Here is a 21,274-nt window from a genome sequence, read left to right on the forward strand (position 1 = left end):
CCCCGAGAACGAGGGCCCGAAGATGGGCCATACGCGGGTCGGCCAGAATCCGGTCGGGCATCGCCTTGGCGTGGTGACCGCCGACCATCAGTGCGATGCCGGGGTCGAGGCGGGCCGCGATGCGTGCGGACATCTCATAGGTGGGGGGAGGAGGTTCATGGCCGCCCACCGGGGCCTGGGAGTGTTGACGAGTTCGGCGGTCTCGGCAAGGCCGAGTCCGTGTGCCTCCGCGTCGAGTACCCCGACGTTGAAGCCGGCCCGCTGGGCGTACGTGGCGATGTACGCCATGCCCAGTACCGGCAGGGTGTAGTCGTTGGTGCGAGGCCGCCGGCCGTAGTCGCGCAGCGGCGCGTTCACGAACAGCGCGTCGAGGGCGCGTGTGGGGTCGGCACTCGATATGAGCGGTAACTCCTGCATCGATCCTTCAGTTCAGCGGGCATGGGAGCCCCAGGGGAGCGTGGGAAGGGTCAGGGTGTGCAGCGCCGTACGGTCCGCTCCGGCCCAGCCGGTCCACAGGGGGCCGAACGACTTGTCCTTCTTGTCCGGCCAGGGGTGGTGCGGCGCGATCTGCGCGGCCCAGGTGAAGAGTGTCTTCACGCCTCCCCGGGTCGATGCACTCGGTAGCGGAGATGCGTCACGTCTCGGTCCTCGAGCCTTCGCACGAGGTCGAGTTCGATGTGCTCGCTCCCCACGTGATCGAACAGCTGTCGACCGTCCCCGAGGAGGACCGGAATCAGGTGGATCTCCATCTCGTCCATCTGCCCGGCGCGGAGCAGTGCTTGGGCTGCCGCCGCCCCATGGACCATGACCGGCCGGTCACCAGCAGCTGCGCGAGCCAGACGCGCGCACTCCTCTACATCGGTGACGAAACGCGCGTGGCCGGGTGGCACGTCCCCGTCATCCACCTGGTGGGTGAGGACGAAGATCGGCACGCCGTCGTGGTGATCGCCCTGCCAGCGCCCGGCGAGTTCGAAGGTCCGACGGCCGGAGATCAGCGCGCCGGTCGCCAGCGCTTCGCGGTAGACCTGGCCGCTCGGACTGTCGGACTCCCGGTCGTCCAGCCAGTTGAAGAGCCGTCCACCGTCGCGTCCGAGCTCCTGCCCTGGTTGATCGTCCGGGCCGGCGATATAGCCGTCGAGCGACATCGACATATACAGGCGGATGGGGTTGTTCATCCTGGCCTCCCGTCTTTCCTCCGTCACACCGGCTTCCGGCGCTTTCCTGATCCGCCGACGGGGCGGGTGGTCAGGGAGAAGACTTCAGGCGCTTGGCCGACTTGCCGACTCGACGCGCCGGTCTGCTGCGGGGTTGTGAGGACAGGAGCCATGACCGTGGAGCCCCCGACTCAGGCGCGTGGGCGTAGTCCGTCGATCGTGATGCCCAGCAGCCGGTCCGCCTGCGTGCCGTCGTCGTCCACCGCGGCGAGCGAGACGGCGCTGACGAGCGCGAGCAGGTCCGGGGTGCCCAAGTCCGCACGCACCGCGGGTGACCAGGCCCGGTGTCCTTCTTCGCCGAGACAGTGACCTTCCCGATGGTCCAGGGCCTGACGACGTCGCCGTAGCCTCAGGGGCGCCTCGGTCTCGCGTGTTGTCCGCGGACCACATGCGGCCCGGTGCTCGTCAAGTCCGCAGATGTGTCGGCTGCGGCGAGAATGTCAGACGCTGTGCCGTGGGAGCTGTCATCCGGGACCCGGTAGCCATGCAGAACGGCTGCCGGACCGACGGGCCCGACCACGGCGTCCTGCCCGGAGGCGGCGGGCACCGTGTGAGGCTTCCCTGCTGTCTTGGCGCTGTCTTGACACCCCTCTCACCTGCGGTTTCGTACCGGGTGGGGCGTCTACTCACCCGTCGTCCCCTCCCGGGGGAAATCTTCCCTGTACAGGACGAGGTGCTCGTGGAAGAGCACGCCGTCGCGGATGTCGCCGGTGGCGGTGAAGCCGGTGTCGTCGACGTAGTCGAGGTGGTTGCCGGTGACCGTGTAGCGGCCGGTGTACGCGCTGGGGCGGGTGCCGCGCGCTTCATCGTAGCGGCCGTCAGCACGCAGTTCCTGGCGGATGTGCCCGTCTGCGGTCACCCACATCCCGACCACGTCCACGTCACCGGCCCGTCGCCCGACAGCGTGCTGCGGCGGGCCTGACTGGTTCCTCACGATGCGCTCCTTCTCGCTCGGGGGGTGTGGCCACCAGCCTGTTCGGTACGGGGGAAGGGAGCCAGGGCGAGTCGTGCCTGGGTACGGCGCACCCAGGACATGGGCCAGGGCGCGGCTTAGCCTGCAGGGGTGACCAGCAACGATCTTGGAGAATTCCTGCGCGCCCACCGCGCCCGCCTGCGCCCTGACGACGTCGGGCTCGCCTCTTACGGCGCCCGGCGGGTGGCGGGGCTGCGACGGGAGGAGGTCGCCGTCCTGGCGGGCATGAACAGCGACTACTACGCGCGTCTCGAACAGGGCCGTGAGCGCAGCCCGTCTCCGCAGATCCTCGAAGCGATCAGCAGCGCGCTGCTGATGGACGATGCAGCGCGCCAGCACATGTTCCGCCTGGCAGGCACCGCACCGGAAGGCGAGCGTCCCCGGCCGAGAGAAGTGGTGAGTACCCCGTTGCGGCAGCTGCTGGACGGATACCCGCACGCCGCGGCGTTCGTCCTGAACCCGGCCGACGACTTCCTGGCCTCGAACGCGCTGGCCGACGCGCTGTTCTCCCCGTTCGAGACCATGGACAACCTGGCCCGCATGACCTTCCTCGACCCCGCCGCCCGGAGCTTCTTCACCCAGTGGGAGCGGGCGGCGAAGGCGGTCGTCGCCGGACTGCGCCACGCCACGGGTCTCGACCCGCACTATGCGCGCCTGCACGACCTCGTCGAATCTCTGACCGAAGAGAGCGAGGAGTTCGCCGCCCTATGGGCCTCGCACACCGTCCACGGGAAGTCAGGTGATGGCAAGGTCCTTCTCCACCCCGACGTCGGACGCCTCGATCTCACTTATCAGACCTTCGACGTCCGCGGTGCGCCGGGCCAGCAGCTGGTGATCTACCACGCCGGACCGGGAAGCTCCAGCGCCCAGGCGCTCTCGCTGCTCGGTAGTCTCCACGCCACTCACCAGCGGGGGAGCGCCCCGGAGCAGTAACCCCGGTGCAGAGCCCCGCACCCGGTTACTCGTGGTGCACCCGTAGAGGGTGACGGCCGCACCGCGTGCCGGGTGGTGGCGTCGACGGTCTCGACGACGGCGGGTGCCGCGGTCGCTACGGCGCCGCGAACTTCAGCCGCGCCACCACCAGCACGACCGGGGCCGCGGAGCAGGAACGCTGCCGGCACGGTGACCGCGGCCAGGCCCAGCCGCGAGGACAAGCCGCTCGCTGTGGCGAGGCGGTGTGCGCGGGTCACGCAGCGCGCTGCCGTCACGGTGAGGGCTCAACCAAGGGCGAAGGACATGCCAGTACCTGCTTCGGTCGCAAGGAGAGGAGAGCGGCTGCCCCTACTGCCGCCCTGCGGGAAGCAGGAGGGGCAGCAGGGGGAGGGGGCCGTCGCGGCCGGAAGGAGCGGCGGGATCAGGCCGCCGGGGTGTTCAGTACGTACTCGCGGGAAGCGTGGACCTCGTCGCGCAGGGCGGGCAGGTCGACGTCGAGGACCTGGCCGTTCCACTTGCGGGGCTGCCCGTTGACGAGGACGGCGCTGATGTTGCGGGCGTCGGAGCCGAGCACGACGGTGCCGACGGCGTCGTTGAGCGGCATGTTGTTGAGGTCCTCGGCCCGGATGACCAGCAGGTCGGCCTTCTTGCCCGGGGTGAGCGAGCCGGTGACGCCTTCCAGGCCGTTGGTGCGGGCGCCTTGGAGGGTGGCGAAGTCCAGGACGTCGTGGGTGGTGATCCGGGCAGGCTGCTGCTCGGTGCCGTGGACGGCGTTGACCGCGCGCATCCGCTGGATGGCGTGCAGGGTCCGCATCTGCGTGAACATGTCGCTGACCAGTGCCACCTCCACGTCGATACTCAACCCGGGTCGCACCCCGACGGCCAGGGCCTCGTCGATCGCGGGGATCGCGGTCTCCAGACCGATCTGGGCGTCCGAGGTCGGGGCCAGGGCGATCGTCGTACCGCTTTCCCCGACCGCCTTCCACGCCGCCTGGGTCAGCCCGGTGGCGTGGACGAGGGTGAGGTCCGGACCCAGAAGGCCGTCCTTCGCCCACTTCACGACGGCCGCCGAGGAGGAGGCACCGAAGACGGCGTCGACGCTCACCCCGATGCCCAGATCCATGGCCGTGCGGGCGAGTTCGGGACCGTAGGCGAGAGCGGGCCCGGCGATCTCGTCGGTGGCCAGAGCGGCCAGGCGCAGGGTCAGCATCTGGTCCCCGGCGGCGAAGTACGAGTCCTTGAGCCGGGCCAGGTTACCGGGCCACTGCTTGTCCCAGTCCCCGAAGTGCGGCCCCATCGAGGCGTGCACCCCGCGGATGCCCGTGTCGATCAGCGCCTGGACGGCGGCGTCGGAGTGCTCGGGAGTGCGGGAGTTGTGGGAGAAGTCGAGCATGGTCGTGATGCCGCTGTCGATCGCCGTCAGCGCGGCCAGTTTCGTGCCGACGTACATGTCGTGGGGCCGGTAGACGGTGGCATATCCGGCGAGGGTGGACATCACGTAGGCGCCGAGGTCGTCGACGTCCGGCATGATCCGGCGCAGCTGCGTCTGCCAGGCGTGTCGGTGGGTGTCGACGAAGCCCGGAGTGAGGATCGTGCCCGCCGCGTCGACGACCACCGCACCGTCCCGACTCAGGCCGGTACCGATCGCGGTGATCGTGTCGCCCTCGACGAGCAGGTCGGCGCCGTGCAGGACACCGAGGTCCGCGTCCATGGTGACGAGGGTCGCCCCGGCGAACAGGACGCGCCGCCTCGGGTCGGCGGACCGCTGCTGAAGCTGTTCGAGCACAGCCGGGCTGGTGGTGTCGGAGGAACTCAAGAGGGGATCCTGTTCATCGGGCCAGGGCGCGGAGCCCGGGCCGGGGGGACGGTGACCCCAGCCTCGGCCCACCTGGCAGGAGCAACCAGGCCGCCCTCTGCCCAGGTACAGCACACCCGGGCTCACCGCGCGCTCCCTCAGCGGCCGGCTCCCCGGCGGGGCGCGACGGATCCCGTGTCGCCCTGCGGTACGTCCCGCCCGAGGGGGACACCGCCGGCCCGCGCCTCGACGTCCTGGCCCGTCACCAAGGTGTGAGTGACTCTTGCGGCCCACGTGAGTACGCGTACTCACGCTCGGGGGGCGGCTTGAGTAGAGGCTGTGCCCATGAGACGAATCCCCGCCTCGACCAGAACATTCACCCGCTCCTCGGGTCGGCCGCGGCTCACCCTGGCCCTTACCGCCCTCGCCGTGCTGGCACTGGGCGGGTGCGGCACCATGAAGACGACCGCCGGCGAAGAGCAGGTCGTGCGCGCACAGGCCGTGGAAAGCCAGCAGCCTGATCCGCCCCTTGCGGAGATACAGGAGTACATCGAGCGGTCGTGCCCCCCTCCGGGCGCCCCGCCCGTGGCCCAGCCGAGCACTCCGCCGGCGGCACCGCCCGGCGTGGAGCCGCCGCTCGACACGGTCGTGCCGATCTCGCCCACGGCGGGACCGGAAGTGGAGCTGGACGGGCGCGACTGGTGCGCGAGCCACCTCCACGAGGAGCGCATCGCCCAGGCCCTCTGGGATCTGGCGGACCCCACCCCCACGAAGGTCAAGACGATCCTGAATAACCTGGGCTACGTCGACGAGCGCATCTATGACCTGGAGCAGTCCGGTGCGACCACGCGGTTCTTCCTCGACCTGCGGGAGAAGGGCGGCCGGCTCTGCCTGGAGGGATCGGCGGCCGGCGAGGCGACCGTCGTCGAGACATGCGTGGCCCCCGCGAGCGGTCCGTTCACGCCTGGGGGTCAGGAACAGTAATGCCCAGCTTGGCGTGATCGGCGGCGGCGATCACACCATGTTCTTCGTCAGTGACCACGAGAGCGACATCGCCTACTTGCCCATCGGCGGCGGGACGTTCTGTTACCTGGCGACCGTCATCGACCTCGCCTCGCGCTGTCTGGCCGGCTGGGCGATCGCCGACCACATGCGCGCGGACCTCCTCACCGGCGGCCTCGCCGCGGCAGTCCGCACCGGCGGCAGCTTCGCCGGATCGATCATGCACACCCACCACGGAGCCCAGTACGCCAGCAGGGCATTCGCCGAAGCCTGCAGATCAGCAGGGGTCCGGCGCGGCATGAGCGCGGTCGGGTCCAGCGCGGACAACGCACTCGCCGAGTCCTTCAACGCGACCTTCAAACGCGAGACCCTGCAAGGACGAAAGAGCTGGTCTCCGTTACGCACCGGTCGCCGCGGTGATGGGCAACTCCTCTCGCGCATTCCAGCAGGAGAGCCGAGCAGTTCCTCACCCGCTGGCAACGATCTGTCCTGCAGGGCGTGATCAGCAGCAGCCATTCGCAGCTTGTACTCCGAGGTGAAGGTACGGCGCTTCGGCCTCGGCGCCGGATCGGACCCGACGGGCTCAGCGCGTGGCATAAGGGGTGATTCTCCTGTCGTGCCCTCTCAGGCTAACCCACCGCGGCGAGGTGTCTCACCCAAGGCTGACAGAGAGGGTGACGGCAGGCGGGGTTGGATAGGACTCGGGTGGATCGCGCACCGTCCGCCGGTGCTCGCTGTGCGGGGAGTCCGTCCACTCACTGGGATGTTGCCACCAGGCCCGCCTCGTAGGCCAGGATCACCAGCTGCACCCGGTCACGGGCATTGAGCTTGGCGAGCAGGCGGGTCAGGTAGGTCTTGGCGGTGGCGATGCTGATGGAGAGCTCGCCTGCGATCTCCGTGTTGGACAGGCCCCGGCCGACGAGGGTCAGCACCTCGCGTTCCCGGGCGGTGATGCCGTCGAGCTCCGACCGCCGCGGCGGTGACGCTGGGGGTCGGGTGGTGAACCTTTTGATCAGCCTGCGTGTGACGGCTGGTGCGATCAGAGCGTCCCCGGCGGCAATGATCCGGATTGCGGCGAGGATGTCGTCCAGGGCCATGTCCTTGACGAGGAATCCGGAGGCGCCGGCGTACAGCGCCCCGTAGACGTAGTCGTCGTCGTCGAAAGTCGTGAGGACGACGACGCGTGTGGAGCCGGTGCCCGTCGTGATCAGCCGGGTGGCCTCGATGCCGTCCATGCCGGGCATCCGGAGGTCCATCACGACGACGTCGGGGGCGAGTTCCTCCGTCAGTCGTACCGCTTCCGCGCCGTCTTCTGCCTCGCCCACCACCTCGATGTCAGCGGTGTCGGTGATGACCATCTGCAGGGCGGCCCGGACCAGGGGCTGGTCGTCGGTGAGCACGACACGGATGGTCATCTGGCTCCTGCCTTCGCTTCTGCCTCGGTCCCGGCCGGTACCGGGAGTCTGGCCGCTACCAGGAAGCCGCCCCCGGGACGGGGCCCGGCCGTGAAATCGCCATGCAGCAGGGCGGCCCGCTCGCGCATGCCGATCAGGCCGTATCCGGTGTCCGTGCTGGTGCCGCCGCCTTTCCCTCGGTCCGAGACCTCGACGGCGAGTTCGTCCGCGCGGTAGTCGAGGCGCACCTGGCAGGAATCGGCACCCGAGTGCCGTACGGCGTTGGTCACCGACTCCTGGACGATCCGGAACGCCGCGAGGTCGATGTCGGCTGGCAGCGGGCGACGCCTGCCCTGCCACCGCACCTCCACGCGGACTCCGGCGGCCGTGGTCGTCGCGGCGAGCTGTTCCACGTTCGCCAGGCCGGCGGCCTGGCGCAGGGGCGCCGGCCCGTGCGCACGGCCTTGGCGTTCCTCACCGTGGTCGGCCTGGCGCAGCGCGCCGAGCATCCTTCGCAGCCCGGACAGCGTCTCGCGGCCCGCCATCTCCACGGTGAGCATCGCCTCGCGGGCTTTGGCTGGCTGGGTTTCGATGACCCGGGCTGCGGCGCCGGCCTGCAGGGCGATGATGCCGATGCTGTGGGCGACGGTGTCGTGCATCTCGCGGGCGATGCGCAGCCGTTCGGCGGTGACGGCCTCGGCGGCGGCCCGGGCGTGCAACTCTGCGGTGTGGGCCCGGGCCTGATGCGACGAATTACCGATGAGCCAGGCGATGACCACGGTCAGCGCCACGAACGGCTCCTGTGCGATGCTGGAATCGTCGCCCGTGATCAACCGCAGGACGAGGTAGCCGGCGAGTGTGCCGAGCGCTGCGGCGGCCGCGGTGAGCGAGCTCCGCCGAGGCCGGGTGGCTGCGATGTAGCAGAGGGCGATATCCACGGCCAGGAACTGCGTGGGCGGAATCTCATCCTGACGCCAGGCCGCCGTCGAGATGACCGTACCGACGATCACCAGACCGTACGCCGCGGAGGTCCTGCGACGCAGCACCGCGCTGCCGGCCAGGATCAGCACGAAGGCGACGGCGAGCAGCGCCTGGGCTCCGAGCGAGTCGAGCCCGTCCTGGGGGTAGTTGAGCGAGTATGTCGGCACTTGCGGCATCACTACGTACTCGACGATGGGTTCCACTGCTGCCGCGTACCACGCCAGTGCCGTCCACAGGCCCGGCGGTATGCGTTTGACCAATGGCAACGGCAGCGGCGGTGAGGCGGACATGCATTGATCGTAGGCACCTGCATCTGACGGCACATCCGACCGTGGCCGTACAACCAGGGTTGACACCCGTCCTCTCCGATTGTCATCGGTGGTCCGATTACGGGCGGGGTCGCCCACCGGCACCGTTGTCCCCGTGATCCAAGTCAACGAGCTCACGAAGCGATACGGCGGCACGACGGCCGTCAAAGATCTGACCTTCACTGTGCGGCCCGGCCAGGTGACCGGGTTTCTCGGTCCGAACGGCGCCGGCAAGAGCACCACGCTGCGGATGATCCTCGGCTTGCATGAGCCCACCAGTGGCACCGTCACCGTCGACGGCCGCCCTTTCCGCGACCGGCCCCGCGGCCTGCGTCATGTCGGCTCCCTTCTCGACGCGCACGATGTGCACGGCGGGCGCAGCGCGGTGGCGCAGCTGTCCGCCCTGGCCCGCAGCAACCGCATCCCGCAGCGCCGGGTGGAGGAGGTTCTGCGGGAGGTCGGCCTCGCCGAGGTCGCCCGGCGCCGCATCGGCGGATTCTCGCTCGGCATGAAGCAGCGGCTCGGCATCGCTTCCGCCCTGCTTGGCGAACCACCGGTATTGCTCTTCGACGAGCCGCTCAACGGCCTTGACCCGGAAGGCGTGAAGTGGGTGCGTGACCTGTTCAGGCGTCTGGCCGCCGAGGGCCGCACGGTGTTTGTCTCCAGCCATCTCATGTCCGAGATGGAGCACACCGCCGACGAGCTGATCGTCATCGGCCGCGGTGAGCTGATTGCGGCCGAGAGCCTCACGGAGTTCTCCGCTAGCGGCACTGGGCTGAGCGTCACGGTGGGTACGCCCGCCGCTGACGTCCTGAGAGATCTGCTGACGGCCGAGGGCGCGGTAGTGGACACGGCGGGCGAACTGCTTGCTGTGACTGGTGTGACCGCGGTCCGGATCGGTGAGATCGCCATGGAGCAGCGTATTCCGCTGCATCACCTCAGCACCCGGTCCGCCTCCTTGGAAGAGGCGTTCATGGAGCTCACCGCCGACAGCGTGCAATACCTCGCAGGAGACCCCCAGTGACCACGACGTACGCTCCCGTTGGCGGACTTGGCCCCGACGAACCCCGCGCCCGCTATTACGACCTGGTGGTCGCCGAGTGGATCAAGCTCCGGTCGCTGCGCTCGACCTGGATCGCGTACGGGGCCAGCGCCCTGGCCGTCATCGCGTTCAACGCGGGGACCGCCTACGACACCTACAACTACTGGCCGGAGCGGAGCGCGGCAGACCGGGCCGACTACGTCCGGGCCGGAATTCCGCTGCAGGAGGCGTTCACGGCGAACGCCGCCGTGGTCATGATGCTCGCCCTCGGTGCCATCGGCGCAGTCGCGATCATCGGCGAGTACAGCACGGGCACCATTCGTACGACGTTCGCGGCCGTTCCGGCCCGCCGTTCGGTGATGGCCGCCAAAACGGTGGTCGTCACCGCGGTCGCCACCGTCTTCGGCTTGATCGTCGCGGGGGCCTCGTTCGGCCTGACGCAGGCGATCCTCGACGGCCGGGACGCAGGCATCTCGATCAGCTACCCGGGCGCCCTGCGTGCCGTAGTGGCGTCCGCCCTCCTTGCGCCCGTGTGCGCGGTCGTCGGCATGGCCATCGGCTCCGTCATCAGGCACACCTCGGCCACCATGATCGCCGCGGTGGCGGTCATCCTCGTGCTGCCCATCGTCTTCACCGAAGGCCGCCACTGGTCGGCGGTCGCCGGGCACGCCACGCTCTATCAGGCGTGGTTGCGGCTCGTGGAGGTAGGCCCCCGCCAGACCGACTTCCCGTGGACGACCGGCGGAGCCTGGACCGTCTATGCGGTGTGGGCGCTCACCGCAGCCGTGCTCGCCGTCACCAGCGCACAACGGCGCGACCAGTGAGACGGCCGGCCAACTGTCGGGGATGTCCTCCCAGTGCCGCGCAGCCATCCCGCAGCTGCGTCGAAGAACGGCTTACGGCCGTCCCCGGTCGTCCAGGCCCTGTTCTCGAGTGGCTACGGCGAACGGACATGTAGCGCTGGGTAACGCTCGGGGGTGCGTTCGCCGTGAAGGTTTGCGGTGCAGCGGTTGGCAGCGACGATGCGGTTGCAAGGTCGGCTTCTCGGACTTTCGTGGCCCGATGGCTCATCAGGGTGCGGCCGCAGTAAGTGTCGGATCTACCGCGCCAGAGCCCCTACTGTGATCATCGCGACCGGGGGCGCGCTCAGGTTGCCGCGCGCCCGGGTGAAGCCCCTGTCCGCGCCTCCGGCCACGTTCACCGCAGCGGTCGAGCGATACCTCACCGGCGCGGGCATCGCGAAGTCCTCCGCCAGGGTCTACCGGATCTCGCTGCCGACATGGGGTGGATGTTCGCCGGCGAATCGCCGCAGACCGGGCCGGCCCGCCAGGGTGCGAAGCCGCCCGTTTCCCCGGTGGCCGCAATCGACACTCCCGCGCTGCCAGAGGTCCTGGCGGAGCCGGTTGCCGCGCGGGCTGACGAGATGGACGCCGATACCGTCAACCGAGAGCAGTCCATTGTACGCAAGGCGATCGGCTGGTGGCAGCGCCAGGGCTGGATCCTCGGCGATTCGACGATCGGCATCGAGCGGCGGAGGGCACCGTCGGACCGCACCGAAGCCCTCGCGGAGAACCAGATCGCCGCTCTGTGGCGTCTCGACGTCGCCCTGCGGGAGAAGTCGTTCTGGAGGATGCTCTACGAATCCGCCGCCCGCGCCGATGACGTGCTCTGCCTGAGCGCGGAGGATCTATACCCGCAGGACAAGCGCGGGAAGATCACTGCGAAGGGCGGGGCGACGGAGTGGATCCACTGGCAGTCAGTCCGGCACCGCCCCGCCCCTGCCCCGCCTCATCGCCCGCCGCCCGCGCGGCCCGCTGTTCGCACCGGCCGAAGGGCGCCGGCCGGGACGGCGACGCTGGACGTGTGCGAGGAGACCCGCCGGGCCCGGCTCTCCTACCGCCGGGCCGAGGAGATCTTCGAGGAGAACACACGGCTGCTGGCCAATCCGCTGGCCTCACCTAACGACATCGAGGACCTGGTGGCTGGACGCTCCACCGGCTCCGCCACAGTGCCCTCACATACACGCCGAGGACAGGCACGTCCACCCCGGTCGACGGTGGTCTGCGCCCGCTGTACGACCCGGGTGCGCCGGAGCTGGACGAGGACGACGACGGGCAGGCGTGAGTATCAGGAGCCGGCCAAGGCCAACCCGTGATCGGTGTTCAGGTATGGCTCCGGCGGCAGAACTTCGCCTGAAGTAGATCGGTGAAGATGCCGATGGGGTCGTCCCAACCGCCATTGCTCCAGTCACCGTTGACGTTGATGGTGATCATCTGTTCGCCATCGCGGCTGCCGTAGGCATAGGACCACGATCCGAAGAGCGCACCCCCCATGCCCCAGACCGTTTCCCGGCAGGGCAGTCTCACTGAGGATACGCCGAGGCCGTAGGCGGCGTTGGGAATCCAGTCGTGGGTGGGCACGGTGGTGAACATGTCGCGTTGTTGGTCCGGTGGCAGTATCCGGCCCCCCAGCAGGGCGCGGAAGAACCGGTTGAGGTCCCCGGCGGTGGAGATCATGCCGCCGGCTGCCCAGAACATGGATGAATCAAGTTCGGTCGCGTCGTGGACCGGCGCGCCGGGGTCGATCTGGAACAGCTTCGTGTAGTGCCGGGAGTGTGGCCCGTGGATCGTCGGGTCGCTGTTGTGCGGCAGGTACGTACCAGTCAGGCCGAATGGGTGGGATATCCGCTCTGTGATCTCCTCGGCAAGCGCGCGGCCGGTGGCCCGTTCGATGATCATGCCCGCGAGGACGTAGTTGGTGTTGGAATACGCCCAGCCCGAACCCGGGGTGAAGGTGGGCGGATGGGACATGGCGATCTGCACCAGCGACTCAGGCGGGTGTGTCTCGTAACGGTTCAGCGCTTCCTGGTCATCGGTGTAGTTGAAGATCCCGCTGGTGTGGTTGAGCAGCGTCCTGATGTTCACCCTGGCACCGTCGTGGTGGTGGCCGTGGATCACGCCGGGCAGCCACTGTTCCGTGGTGTCATCCAGGCTCAGCCTGCCTTCCGCCGCCAGCTGCAGCACGACGGTGGCCACGAACGTCTTACTGATGCTACCGATGCGGAACCGGTCCTGCTGTGAACGCTTGCGGCCGGTTCGGGTGTCGGCCACACCTGCGATCCCGAACCACTGCCGGTCGCCGTCGCAAATCTCAGCGAGAATGCCCGGAAGGCCACCTTGAGTCACAGCTTGCTGAAGTAAGCGCTGGACCGCCTCGTGGCCCTCGGCCCCTGAGGCCGGCGCGGACTCGGATACCGCGTCCCCGGCTTTGGCCGGTTCGGCACCCGGTCGGCCGTTGTCTGTATGAGCGGTGTGTTGGTGCATGTGGTCCTCCTTGTCGTATGTGACCCGTGGATGACCGCCCGGCCCCTCTCCACAGCGTGAATCACTGGCCAACCCGCTCTCACCTGGGGCTTAGTGCCCAGCTCAGCGTGCGATACATCACGCACGCCTCAGGACTCACTGCACACCACGGCAAGGGCACGGCCGCCGGGTGAACTGGCTGGGTCAGCTGTTTCCGGTGGTCACTGATCCTGGCTGGTGAGCGTCTGCCGTGCGCGGTCCGCCAGCTTGGCCGGATCGACACCGGCCAAGGCGAGAGCACGTGGCACGGTGCCGATTCGAGCCTGCAGGATCCCGAGCAGCAGATGCGCTGACTGCAGGTCCTCCTTGCGAGCGGAGGCGAAGCTCCGCTCCAGTGCGAGTCTGGCGGACGCACCCATCTTTGGCTGCTGGGAAGCGTGGCCCGGCTGGGGAAGGCCATATGCGGCTGGAGACACTCCAACCATGCTCAGGCTGTGCTCGAACTCTCGATCCAGTGCCTCGCGGACAGCAGCGCGATCGAGCCCGGCCGAGGCCAGGACCTGCTGAGCGGTAGACCCCTGATCGGCGGCGAGCGACAACAGAAGATGGTGCGCGTCGATGGTCGCCGACCCATCATCCTGAGCTTCGTCCATCGCCCGCACGATGACCGCATGCAGGTACTTGTCAAACGCGCTCATCGCCGCGCCTCCTCAGCTTGACTCCGGAAGCGATGAGCCGCTTGGCGTGCTTCTTGTGGACGGCTTGGCGGGTTACACCGAGAGCCTCGGAGACCTGCGGCCAGCTCCAGCCCGTCCGCATGGCCTGCTCGACAGCGGCGTCCTCCAGTTGATCGGCAAGACGCCGCAACGCCACGACAGCCGCCAGAGCGTCAGCGGGCTCAGGAGGAAGGGAATTCTCACCGACGGACATGCAAGCAACTGTAGTTGACTAACGAAGATAGTCAACTACAGTTGCCAATGACTGGGGCGGGGTGCAGCGATCCCGTCGGAGGCTCGTGACCACGGGCCACCCTGTCGGGTGAGCGTTCGTCGTAGCTGGGGCGGCGCCGCAGGACCTGTTCGGCCTTGAAGGTCGCCGACCCGAACAGGCCTATCGCGCCCCCGCCCAGGCGGTAGCCCTCAGCTGCCGGGCTACGGCCGTGCCTCCGCCCCTGTCCCCGTGTCCGTGCCGGCCGACTCCGTGGCGCCCGCCGTCGGCTCGGGGCGCGTGTGCGCGGCGCGCAGGGTCAGCGCGGCGGCGGCGACCACACCCACCACCGCGATGCCCGCACCGGACAGGCGCAGCGCTCCGACCGCGCCGAGGCCGGCCACCAGCGGTCCGCCGAGTGCGGTGCCCAGGGGCACCGACAGCACCCGGACGGCGGAGCTCGCCGCGAGTGCCTGCGGCAGCAGCGCGCTGGGTGCCGAGCGCTGGAAGAGGGCGGTCGACAGCGACGAGTACGGCGGCCAGAGCAGTCCGGTCATCCCGAAGCAGACGACCGACACGGCCGTCGGGGCACCCAGGCCCAGGGGGAGCATCAGCGCGCCGAAGCCGATGACGATGCCGACCGTTGTGGGCCACAACCGCCACCGGCTGAGGAAGCCGGTGAGCACCGAACCCAGTACCGCGCCGATGCCGAAGGCCGTGTAGAACGCCGCCAGCACACCGGCCGAGGCGCCCAGGTCGTCCGACACGTGCAGCGGGAGTGCCACGTACACCGGGCCGAAGAGGAAGAAGAACGCGAAGCTCAGGGCGAGGAGGCCGGACAGTGCGGGGATGCGCTGGATCACCGCGAAACCGGCCGTTCGCGAGGCCGTGTCGTCCTCGGGCTCCGGGACCGCGTCCTTGGGGACGGCGACGAGGTGGGTGACCGCAAGGACGAGGAACGTCGTCGCGTCCACGGCCAGCACCGTCGCTGGGCCCCCGAACACGATCAGCAGCGTGGCCAGGGGCGGCCCGACCACCGTGGCGATCGACCCCACACCGGACAGCACGGCGTTGCCCGCCAGGTGGTCGCGTTCCGGCAGCACCCTGGCGATCAGCGTGTAGACACCCGCCTGCCCCCAGGCATGCAGTACAGAGGAGACCGCCAGCAGCGCGACGTACCCTTCGATGCCGAGCGCTCCGAAGGCGTGCAGCACCGGGATGGCCCCCAGCGCGCCCGCCCGCAACGCCGCATCCCAGCCAGCCAGTTGGGTGGGACGGCGGTGGCGCAGGAAGCGGCCGAGCAGCAGCGCGCCCACCGCCCCGGACAGGGTGTAGGCGGCCGCCGCCAGCGCCACCCAGACGCTACGCTCCGCGGCCGGCGCCAGCTCGATCGCCAGCCAGCTCACCGCCACCACGGCCATGCCGTCACCCAGCGAGGAGACGGCGAACCCCGGGAGGACCCGCCGCAGCGTCGTGTGACTGATCACCGGCCAGTACGGCGAAGAGCGCATCACACGGCTCAGGTCCAGGCCCACGGGCTACCTCCACACATCAACGGAACCGACCCCACGACCCTTTCCCAGGGAACGGCAGGCGAGGGGGGTCTTTTCTTTCGGCATAGACGACGCGCCCGGCGCGAATGTGCGACATCTCGTGAGTTCCCGTCGCCCCTGCTGGGGTCCTGAGCCCCTGGCCTGGGGCTCAGTCTCGTTTGCGTGCTCGGCCAGCGGGTGACGTAACTTCGGAATTCCTGAGGTTTCCTCATTCGATCTGATCAATCTGCGGTCTGATCGAAAGCGAGGAGGCGCATGCTGTCGGCGCCGGCGGGGGTGAGGGAACTCAGCAGAGCTCTGGAGAACTCACGGGTGGTCGCACTGAGGCTCTTGAGTCTCCAGCGGCTGGAGGCTCCAGGATCTTTCCCATGGACGACGAACGCCCCGACGTGCTCACCATCGGCCAGCTCTCCCACCGCACCGGACTTCCGGTGCGTACCCTGCGCTTCTGGTCGGACGAGGGAGCGGTGCCGCCCGTGGCCCGCTCCGCGCGCGGCTACCGGCTGTACGACGCTGAGTCCGTGGCCCGCGTCGAGCTGGTCCGTACCCTTCGGGAGCTGGGCCTCGGGCTCGACGACGTGTGCGGGGTGCTGAGCGGTCGGACCACGGTCGCCGAGGTCGCCGACGCGCACGTGGCCGCGCTCGACACACAGATCCGCTCGCTCAAGGTGAGCCGGGCCGTCCTGTCCACCGTGGCGACACGTGGTTCCACCGCTGAGGAGACAGCACTGATGAACCGGTTGGCGCGGCTTTCCGCCGCCGAACGCAAGCAGATCATCGACGAATTCAAGGAGGAGGTGTTCGGCGGCCTCGAGGTCGAGCCGCGTCTGCGCGACCGCCTGCGCACCTTGAGTATCGAATTGCCCGACGATCCCACACCTGAGCAAGTCGACGCGTGGATCGAACTGGCCGAACTGGTGCGGGACCCCGGCTTTCGCGCCCGGTTGCGCACATGGATGAAGCTCAACACGCCCGTACCGGGGCAGGGTCGTCCCCCCGGGGCGTCCATCTGGTGGGCCAGGCAGGTCGCGCAGACCGTCGCGGTGGTCAGAGAACGCGGGGTCGCCCCCGAAGGACCGGAGGCGGCCGAAATGTTGTCCGAGCTGTTCGGCGACGCCGATCGGGCCGCCGTGCTGCGCAGCTTGGAGGCCGGGTTCGAGGCACGGGCGGAGCACTACCGCAGGCTTGTCGCCCGCGTGCGTGGGCAGGATTCGGCGCCCGACGCGACAAAGGAGCTGGAATGGCTGGCTCGGGCCCTACGCGCCGTAGGCCAGGCGTGACCGGCTGTATTGTGCTCGTGCGCCATCCCGTGAGTTCCCCTGGGCCAGCCGAGCCGGCAACCATTGGATCAGTGCTGCGGTGCGCGGGCAGGCGGCGGCTACGCGTCGACCGGCAACGTAGAGAGGCCATGGTCCGAGACCCCGACTCCCTCCACCTTGCCGAGGTCTTCGGGCACGATGAGAGACCGCGATGCGCTAAGCGGACTCCGCACGCGCCCTGCTGGCGCAGTCCGCCGACGTCGACCCTGCGGGTTGAGCTCCAACCCGCAGGTCCATCCCGCAAAATCAGGGCAACGAGCCGGCGGATTCATGCTGAGGAACCTTCAGTTTCCGCGAGCCCGCGCGGATCGAGGGGCACAACCCAGATACGCCAGAACGCCCGCCACGGATGATCTTGGAGACCGGAGGACTTGCTACGGGGTGTTGGATCACCACTTGGCACCCGCCCACCTCCCCGGCCCCCGTTCCGAACTGTTCAACGGGATCAGAGAACGGCACCGATCAGCATGCGTGTAATTCTCCTGCGCAGTAACCGTCGCAGGTCAGGTCGGCCGCGAGCCGTCACGCCCCCACCCACACCCCCGTGTCTTTCTGGCAGACAGTCATGCCCGGGAGCTGGTTGGGTGAGGAGTGCCTTAACCGTGGCTCTGCCAGCTGTTGCGGAGCACGTACGGGTTCCTGAGACCACGAACAGTCCATGGAAGGCTCAGGCCGCATGATCGATGAAATCGCGAAGGACAACCTGCACGGCAGACTGAGGCGGGACCGCACGGCGCTGCTCTGGAAACTCGACGGCTTGTCCGAATACGACGCCCGACGGCCTTTGACAGCGACCGGAACCAACCTCCTCGGCCTGGTCAAGCACGTGGCCACTGTCGAGGCCAGGTACTTCGGCGAGGTCTTCGACCGTCCTTCCCCGGAACCGCTGCCCCGGTGGCAGGACTCCGACGGCAGCGATCAGTGGGCTGCCGAGGACGAGACCCGCGATCAAATCATCGGGTTCTGCCAGCGCACATGGGACCGCTCGGACGCGACGATCAACGAGCTTCCCCTCGAGGCCCCCGGCTACGCGCCGTGGTGGCCGGAGCCTTATTCCCACACGAACCTGTTCGCCACCATGATCCATGTCCTCGGCGAGACCATCCGGCATGCCGGGCACGCCGACATCCTGCGCGAGAGCCTCGACGGCCGGACCGGGTTGCGCGCCGAACACGAAAAGCAGATCGACGAGGAAGCCCGTGCAGCCCACTGCGCGAAGATCGAGCAGGCCGCCAGATCGGCCGCACGAATCAAGGCTTAGGTGCAATACCGATGACTTTGATCTGTGTTGGTCGTTGGATGTGTTGTGCCAAGGCCTGGGCAGGTGAAGTCGTCGGGTGAGCGGTTTGAGGTTCCCCCGAGATGCGGGAAGTGGTGAGAGTAGGTCAGATGGGACTCACAGACAGCAGCCGTTCCCAGGTACCGGTACCGTCGGCCGACCACAGCCGGTGGCGTTCGTACGCCTTCTTCCACGGTCCGTACCGCTCGGGCAGATCACGCCATTGCACCCCGGTCCGCACCCGGTGCTGGATCCCGTCGATCACCTGCCGGTGCTCGATCCCGCCACCGATTCGCAACGGCCGTTGCTGACCGGAAGAAACGGCCGAAGCCGTTCCCATTCCATGTCCGCCAAAATCGCCCCCCTACGCCTGCATCAAGGATTCGGGCACTACCCTCGAACGTTTCGTGACGGGCGATGCTGTCGATCTCGCTCCCGGCCGGCCCGAGCTTCCCACTCCAGAGCCGCACCACCCTCTGTGACCTGCAAATTTTCAGAATGGCGGATCTTCCATGGCGTTCCACGCCGCCGTGGCGGCGGCCGACGTTCAGTAGGCCGGCGCTCGACCTCAGGTGAAGTTGAGGTCACCGACCGAGGTCACCAACTACGGTCACCACCGCAAGTCAAACCCTGCTGCATCCTTTGTTATGACTATGTGACCGCTATGGCGCCCTGTGCGCTCATTGTTGACGTTAAGTTCGATCGCCTACCTCCGGGGCTTCACTGACGTTCATCCGGTGCGCCGGTCGCGGCGAGGACGAACCCGACGACGACGAGCCCTGGACCGTACCGGGGCGGGCGCGAGCGCGCGCCTCGGTGATGTTCACGAGCAAGGAGAACCTCACGGTGCCCGTCCTCCCCATCGCGCGCCGACCGCGCTCCGCAGCCGACGAAGCCCAGCCGCCCCCGGCGGCGAATATCGGCGGCACAGGCGGCAAGGGAACAACCGGGGCGGGCCACGCGGCACTGCGGCTGGACATCCAGGGTCTGCGTGCGGTGGCCGTCTCCCTCGTCGCGCTCTCCCACGCAGGGGTCACCCAGGTCGCCGGCGGCTACATCGGCGTGGACGTCTTCTTCGTGATCTCCGGCTTCCTGATCACCGCGCTGATGCTCCGCGAGCACGCGAAGGAGGGCAGGATCGGGCTCGGCAGGTTCTACGCCCGCCGCGCGCTGCGCCTGCTGCCCGCCTCCACGCTCGTTGTGATGGCGACCCTGGCCGGCTCCTGGCTCTTTCTCGGCCCGCTGCGCTTCGCGGACTACGCCAAGGACGCCATCGCCTCCGCCTGGTACGTCGTCAACTTCCGGCTCGCCGAAACCGGAACCGACTACTTCAACACGGACGTACCGCCCTCGCCCTTCCAGCACTTCTGGTCGCTGGCGGTCGAGGAGCAGTTCTACCTGATCTGGCCGATCCTGCTGATCGTCGCCCTGAAGGTGTTCCGGCGCCGGGTCCTGCTGGGCATCCCACTGTTCGTCCTGGCCGCGGCCTCCTTCGCCGTGAACCTGCACCTCACCGAGACGTCCCCCGCCTGGGCCTACTTCGGCTCCCAGGGCCGTATCTGGGAACTCGCGGTCGGCGCGCTGCTCGCGCTGGCGGCGCACCGGCTGCACGAGATCCCGCAGGCGATCGCGGCAGTGCTGAGCTGGGCCGGCCTTGCCGCCATCGCCTACGGCGCCGTGGTCTTCGACGACAGCACCGTCTTCCCCGGCTACAACGCCGTCGTCCCGGTCATCGGCGCCGCCGCCGTTCTGGCCTGCGGCTCCGCAGGCGGCCGCTACGGGGCGGGCGCACTGCTCTCGCTGCGTCCGGCCGTGTGGGTCGGCGGCATCTCGTACGCCTGGTACCTATGGCACTGGCCGCTGATCCTGCTCGTCCCGGCCGCCGCCGGGTTCGGCGAGCACGGACGGCTGCGGCTGGCCGCCGCCCTGTGCGGCATCCCGCTGGCCTGGCTGACCCTGCGCCTGGTCGAGAACCCGATGCGCTTCCACCGCGCGCTCAAGACCCGCACGGGCCGCGGTCTGACGGTGGGCCTGAGCCTGTCCGCCGTCGCCGCGCTGGCCGCGGTCGTCGCCGCTCAGTTCCCGCCGGGTCTGGCGTCCGGCTCCGCCCACCAGGACACCCGCGAGACCCTCGACGGCGCCTCCGACCCGCAGGCCGCGCTGACCCGGCTGCTGGGGGAGCGGATCGACAAGCTCCCCTCCAACCTCTCGCCGAGCATGCATGACGTGGCGTACAAGCGGACCGCGGTGGTCACCGACGACTGCGCCCTGACGACGTTCGACGTGGTGCAGACCCAGCCCTGCCTGTACGGCGACACCAAGGGTGAGCACAGTGTGGTCCTCTTCGGCGACTCGCACATCGCCCAGTGGTTCCCGGCGATGGACGCCATCGCGAAGAAGTACCACTGGCGGCTGTACGTATTCACCAAGAACTCGTGCAAGGTCTCCCAGATCACCATCGAGGGAAACCCGGGCCAGCCGTACGCCACCTGTGACACGTGGCGCGACGTCAGCATCGAAAAGATCCGGAAGATGCAGCCGGAGCTGGTCATCACCTCCAGCTCCCAGTCCGCGAAGCTGTGGGGCGACGGCGACATCGCCGAGGTCTGGGGCAAGGGGCAGGCCGAGACCTACCGGATGCTCCAGCAGGGCCGCACCCGCGTGCTGACCCTGCTGGACAGCCCCTGGCCGAAGAGCAACGCCGTGGACTGCGCGGTCGCCCACCCGGACGACCTCGCCGCCTGTGCCCGCGACCGCTCCGAGGCCGACCGCAACCCCGCCGTCACGAAGGCGATCCTCGCCGCCGCCGAGGCCCAGCACGTCGCCACCATCGACCCCTACGACTGGATCTGCGCCCCCTCCGGCAACTGCCCCATCGTCGTCGGCAACACCATGGTCTACCGCGACTACGGCCACCTCGCCGACGCCTACGTCGAAGCCCTCACCCCGCTGGTCGAGGACAGACTCCTGAACCTCTTCGGGGCCGACCTGAGCAAGCACCCGTAGGAAAGCGCGTACGGCCGGCGACCCGCCCTGGTCGTACGCCCGCAGCACGGAGCTCCACCGACTTGCTTGCGTTCTGGTGATCGTCGCAACACCCCAGCTCAGGGAGGATGCGATGGGCTTCTCGAGATCCGGGAGAACCGGTAGCCGGGCGGCGGGAGGCTCGTACGGGAACGCGCCGCATACGTCGAGCTCATGGAGCAGGGCTGCAGCACGAGGGATGCGGCGCGGATCGTCGGGATCAACCGG

At 68.8% G+C, this 21,274-nt stretch carries 20 protein-coding genes and 2 pseudogenes; 9 read left to right on the plus strand and 13 right to left on the minus strand.

The window, feature by feature from the left end:
* Nucleotides 1-87 precede the first annotated feature (87 nt).
* The 5 genes from ACH4VO_RS30165 to ACH4VO_RS30185 all read right to left on the minus strand — a co-directional run bounded on the left by ACH4VO_RS30165 (nt 88) and on the right by ACH4VO_RS30185 (nt 2,079).
* Nucleotides 88-417, minus strand: a complete 330-nt coding sequence (locus ACH4VO_RS30165; RefSeq protein WP_360996360.1) for a hypothetical protein — start codon at nt 415-417, stop codon at nt 88-90.
* Between the two features lie 12 nt (nt 418-429).
* Entirely contained in the window at nt 430-597 is a 168-nt protein-coding gene (locus ACH4VO_RS30170) for a hypothetical protein (RefSeq protein ID WP_360996358.1), read from the minus strand.
* Nucleotides 594-1,175, minus strand: a complete 582-nt coding sequence (locus ACH4VO_RS30175) for a dihydrofolate reductase family protein (RefSeq protein ID WP_360996355.1) — start codon at nt 1,173-1,175, stop codon at nt 594-596. The genes ACH4VO_RS30170 and ACH4VO_RS30175 overlap by 4 nt, the downstream gene beginning before the upstream one ends.
* Before the next feature lie 170 nt (nt 1,176-1,345).
* The gene (locus tag ACH4VO_RS30180) at nt 1,346-1,480 is read right to left on the minus strand and encodes a hypothetical protein (protein WP_360996352.1); all 135 of its coding nucleotides are present in this window, start codon (nt 1,478-1,480) and stop codon (nt 1,346-1,348) included.
* A 356-nt stretch (nt 1,481-1,836) separates the two neighbouring features.
* A complete protein-coding gene (locus ACH4VO_RS30185) occupies nt 1,837-2,079 on the minus strand; it encodes an Atu4866 domain-containing protein (RefSeq protein ID WP_360996451.1) in 243 nt (80 codons plus the stop codon).
* A 198-nt stretch (nt 2,080-2,277) separates the two neighbouring features.
* Between ACH4VO_RS30185 and ACH4VO_RS30190 the strand changes: the two genes are divergently transcribed.
* Complete coding sequence (locus ACH4VO_RS30190) at nt 2,278-3,120, plus strand: helix-turn-helix transcriptional regulator (protein ID WP_360996349.1); 843 nt, start codon at nt 2,278-2,280, stop codon at nt 3,118-3,120.
* Between the two features lie 421 nt (nt 3,121-3,541).
* On the opposite strand, the gene ACH4VO_RS30195 is transcribed toward ACH4VO_RS30190, so the two are convergent.
* Complete coding sequence (locus ACH4VO_RS30195) at nt 3,542-4,936, minus strand: amidohydrolase family protein (RefSeq protein ID WP_360996346.1); 1,395 nt, start codon at nt 4,934-4,936, stop codon at nt 3,542-3,544.
* 324 nt (nt 4,937-5,260) lie between these two features.
* On the opposite strand from ACH4VO_RS30195, the gene ACH4VO_RS30200 reads away from it, so the two are divergent.
* Both ACH4VO_RS30200 and ACH4VO_RS30205 read left to right on the plus strand, forming a co-directional pair.
* Nucleotides 5,261-5,899 carry a hypothetical protein gene (locus ACH4VO_RS30200; RefSeq protein WP_360996343.1) on the plus strand — a complete coding sequence of 213 codons (639 nt, stop codon included), beginning with the start codon at nt 5,261-5,263 and terminating at the stop codon, nt 5,897-5,899.
* Between the two features lie 64 nt (nt 5,900-5,963).
* Nucleotides 5,964-6,311 (plus strand): annotated as a pseudogene (locus tag ACH4VO_RS30205) (transposase); the annotation flags it as partial.
* Nucleotides 6,312-6,672: 361 nt separating this feature from the next.
* Here the strand turns inward: ACH4VO_RS30205 and ACH4VO_RS30210 are convergent.
* On the minus strand, nt 6,673-7,332 hold the full coding sequence (locus ACH4VO_RS30210; protein ID WP_360996340.1) for a response regulator transcription factor: 660 nt from the start codon (nt 7,330-7,332) through the stop codon (nt 6,673-6,675).
* Nucleotides 7,329-8,582: a sensor histidine kinase gene (locus ACH4VO_RS30215; protein ID WP_360996338.1), complete on the minus strand. Its 1,254-nt coding sequence runs from the start codon at nt 8,580-8,582 to the stop codon at nt 7,329-7,331. The genes ACH4VO_RS30210 and ACH4VO_RS30215 overlap by 4 nt, the downstream gene beginning before the upstream one ends.
* Before the next feature lie 133 nt (nt 8,583-8,715).
* Here ACH4VO_RS30215 and ACH4VO_RS30220 point away from each other — a divergent pair, with 133 nt between their 5' ends.
* The 3 genes from ACH4VO_RS30220 (at nt 8,716) to ACH4VO_RS30230 (ending at nt 11,797) form a co-directional block, all read left to right on the plus strand.
* Nucleotides 8,716-9,624 (plus strand): ABC transporter ATP-binding protein, encoded by a 909-nt coding sequence (locus ACH4VO_RS30220; RefSeq protein ID WP_360996335.1) that lies wholly within the window; start codon nt 8,716-8,718, stop codon nt 9,622-9,624.
* On the plus strand, nt 9,621-10,466 hold the full coding sequence (locus ACH4VO_RS30225) for an ABC transporter permease subunit (protein WP_360996332.1): 846 nt from the start codon (nt 9,621-9,623) through the stop codon (nt 10,464-10,466). Before ACH4VO_RS30220 ends, ACH4VO_RS30225 begins: the two co-directional genes overlap by 4 nt.
* Nucleotides 10,467-10,996: 530 nt before the next feature.
* Entirely contained in the window at nt 10,997-11,797 is an 801-nt protein-coding gene (locus ACH4VO_RS30230; protein WP_360996329.1) for a hypothetical protein, read from the plus strand.
* A gap of 7 nt (nt 11,798-11,804) precedes the next feature.
* Here the strand turns inward: ACH4VO_RS30230 and ACH4VO_RS30235 are convergent, their stop codons facing one another.
* The 4 genes from ACH4VO_RS30235 to ACH4VO_RS30250 form a co-directional block, all read right to left on the minus strand.
* Nucleotides 11,805-12,965, minus strand: a complete 1,161-nt coding sequence (locus ACH4VO_RS30235; RefSeq protein ID WP_360996326.1) for a serine hydrolase domain-containing protein — start codon at nt 12,963-12,965, stop codon at nt 11,805-11,807.
* A gap of 200 nt (nt 12,966-13,165) precedes the next feature.
* Nucleotides 13,166-13,642, minus strand: coding sequence for a Clp protease N-terminal domain-containing protein (locus tag ACH4VO_RS30240; protein ID WP_360996323.1), 477 nt, complete (start codon nt 13,640-13,642; stop codon nt 13,166-13,168).
* Complete coding sequence (locus ACH4VO_RS30245) at nt 13,629-13,874, minus strand: hypothetical protein (RefSeq protein WP_360996321.1); 246 nt, start codon at nt 13,872-13,874, stop codon at nt 13,629-13,631. Before ACH4VO_RS30245 ends, ACH4VO_RS30240 begins: the two co-directional genes overlap by 14 nt.
* Nucleotides 13,875-14,095: 221 nt before the next feature.
* Nucleotides 14,096-15,406, minus strand: a complete 1,311-nt coding sequence (locus ACH4VO_RS30250; protein WP_360996318.1) for an MFS transporter — start codon at nt 15,404-15,406, stop codon at nt 14,096-14,098.
* Between the two features lie 386 nt (nt 15,407-15,792).
* Here ACH4VO_RS30250 and ACH4VO_RS30255 point away from each other — a divergent pair, with 386 nt between their 5' ends.
* Nucleotides 15,793-16,704 (plus strand): MerR family transcriptional regulator, encoded by a 912-nt coding sequence (locus tag ACH4VO_RS30255; RefSeq protein ID WP_360996315.1) that lies wholly within the window; start codon nt 15,793-15,795, stop codon nt 16,702-16,704.
* Nucleotides 16,705-17,419: 715 nt separating this feature from the next.
* The gene (locus tag ACH4VO_RS30260) at nt 17,420-18,004 is read left to right on the plus strand and encodes a DinB family protein (protein WP_360996312.1); all 585 of its coding nucleotides are present in this window, start codon (nt 17,420-17,422) and stop codon (nt 18,002-18,004) included.
* 142 nt (nt 18,005-18,146) lie between these two features.
* On the opposite strand, the pseudogene ACH4VO_RS30265 reads toward ACH4VO_RS30260, so the two are convergent.
* Nucleotides 18,147-18,367 (minus strand): annotated as a pseudogene (locus tag ACH4VO_RS30265) (transposase); the annotation flags it as partial.
* 501 nt (nt 18,368-18,868) lie between these two features.
* Between ACH4VO_RS30265 and ACH4VO_RS30270 the strand changes: the two are divergent.
* A complete protein-coding gene (locus ACH4VO_RS30270) occupies nt 18,869-21,028 on the plus strand; it encodes an acyltransferase family protein (protein ID WP_360996309.1) in 2,160 nt (719 codons plus the stop codon).
* Nucleotides 21,029-21,274 lie beyond the last annotated feature (246 nt).

The sequence above is a fragment of the Streptomyces sp. NPDC020780 genome, from assembly GCF_044334475.1.
Classification (GTDB): domain Bacteria; phylum Actinomycetota; class Actinomycetes; order Streptomycetales; family Streptomycetaceae; genus Streptomyces.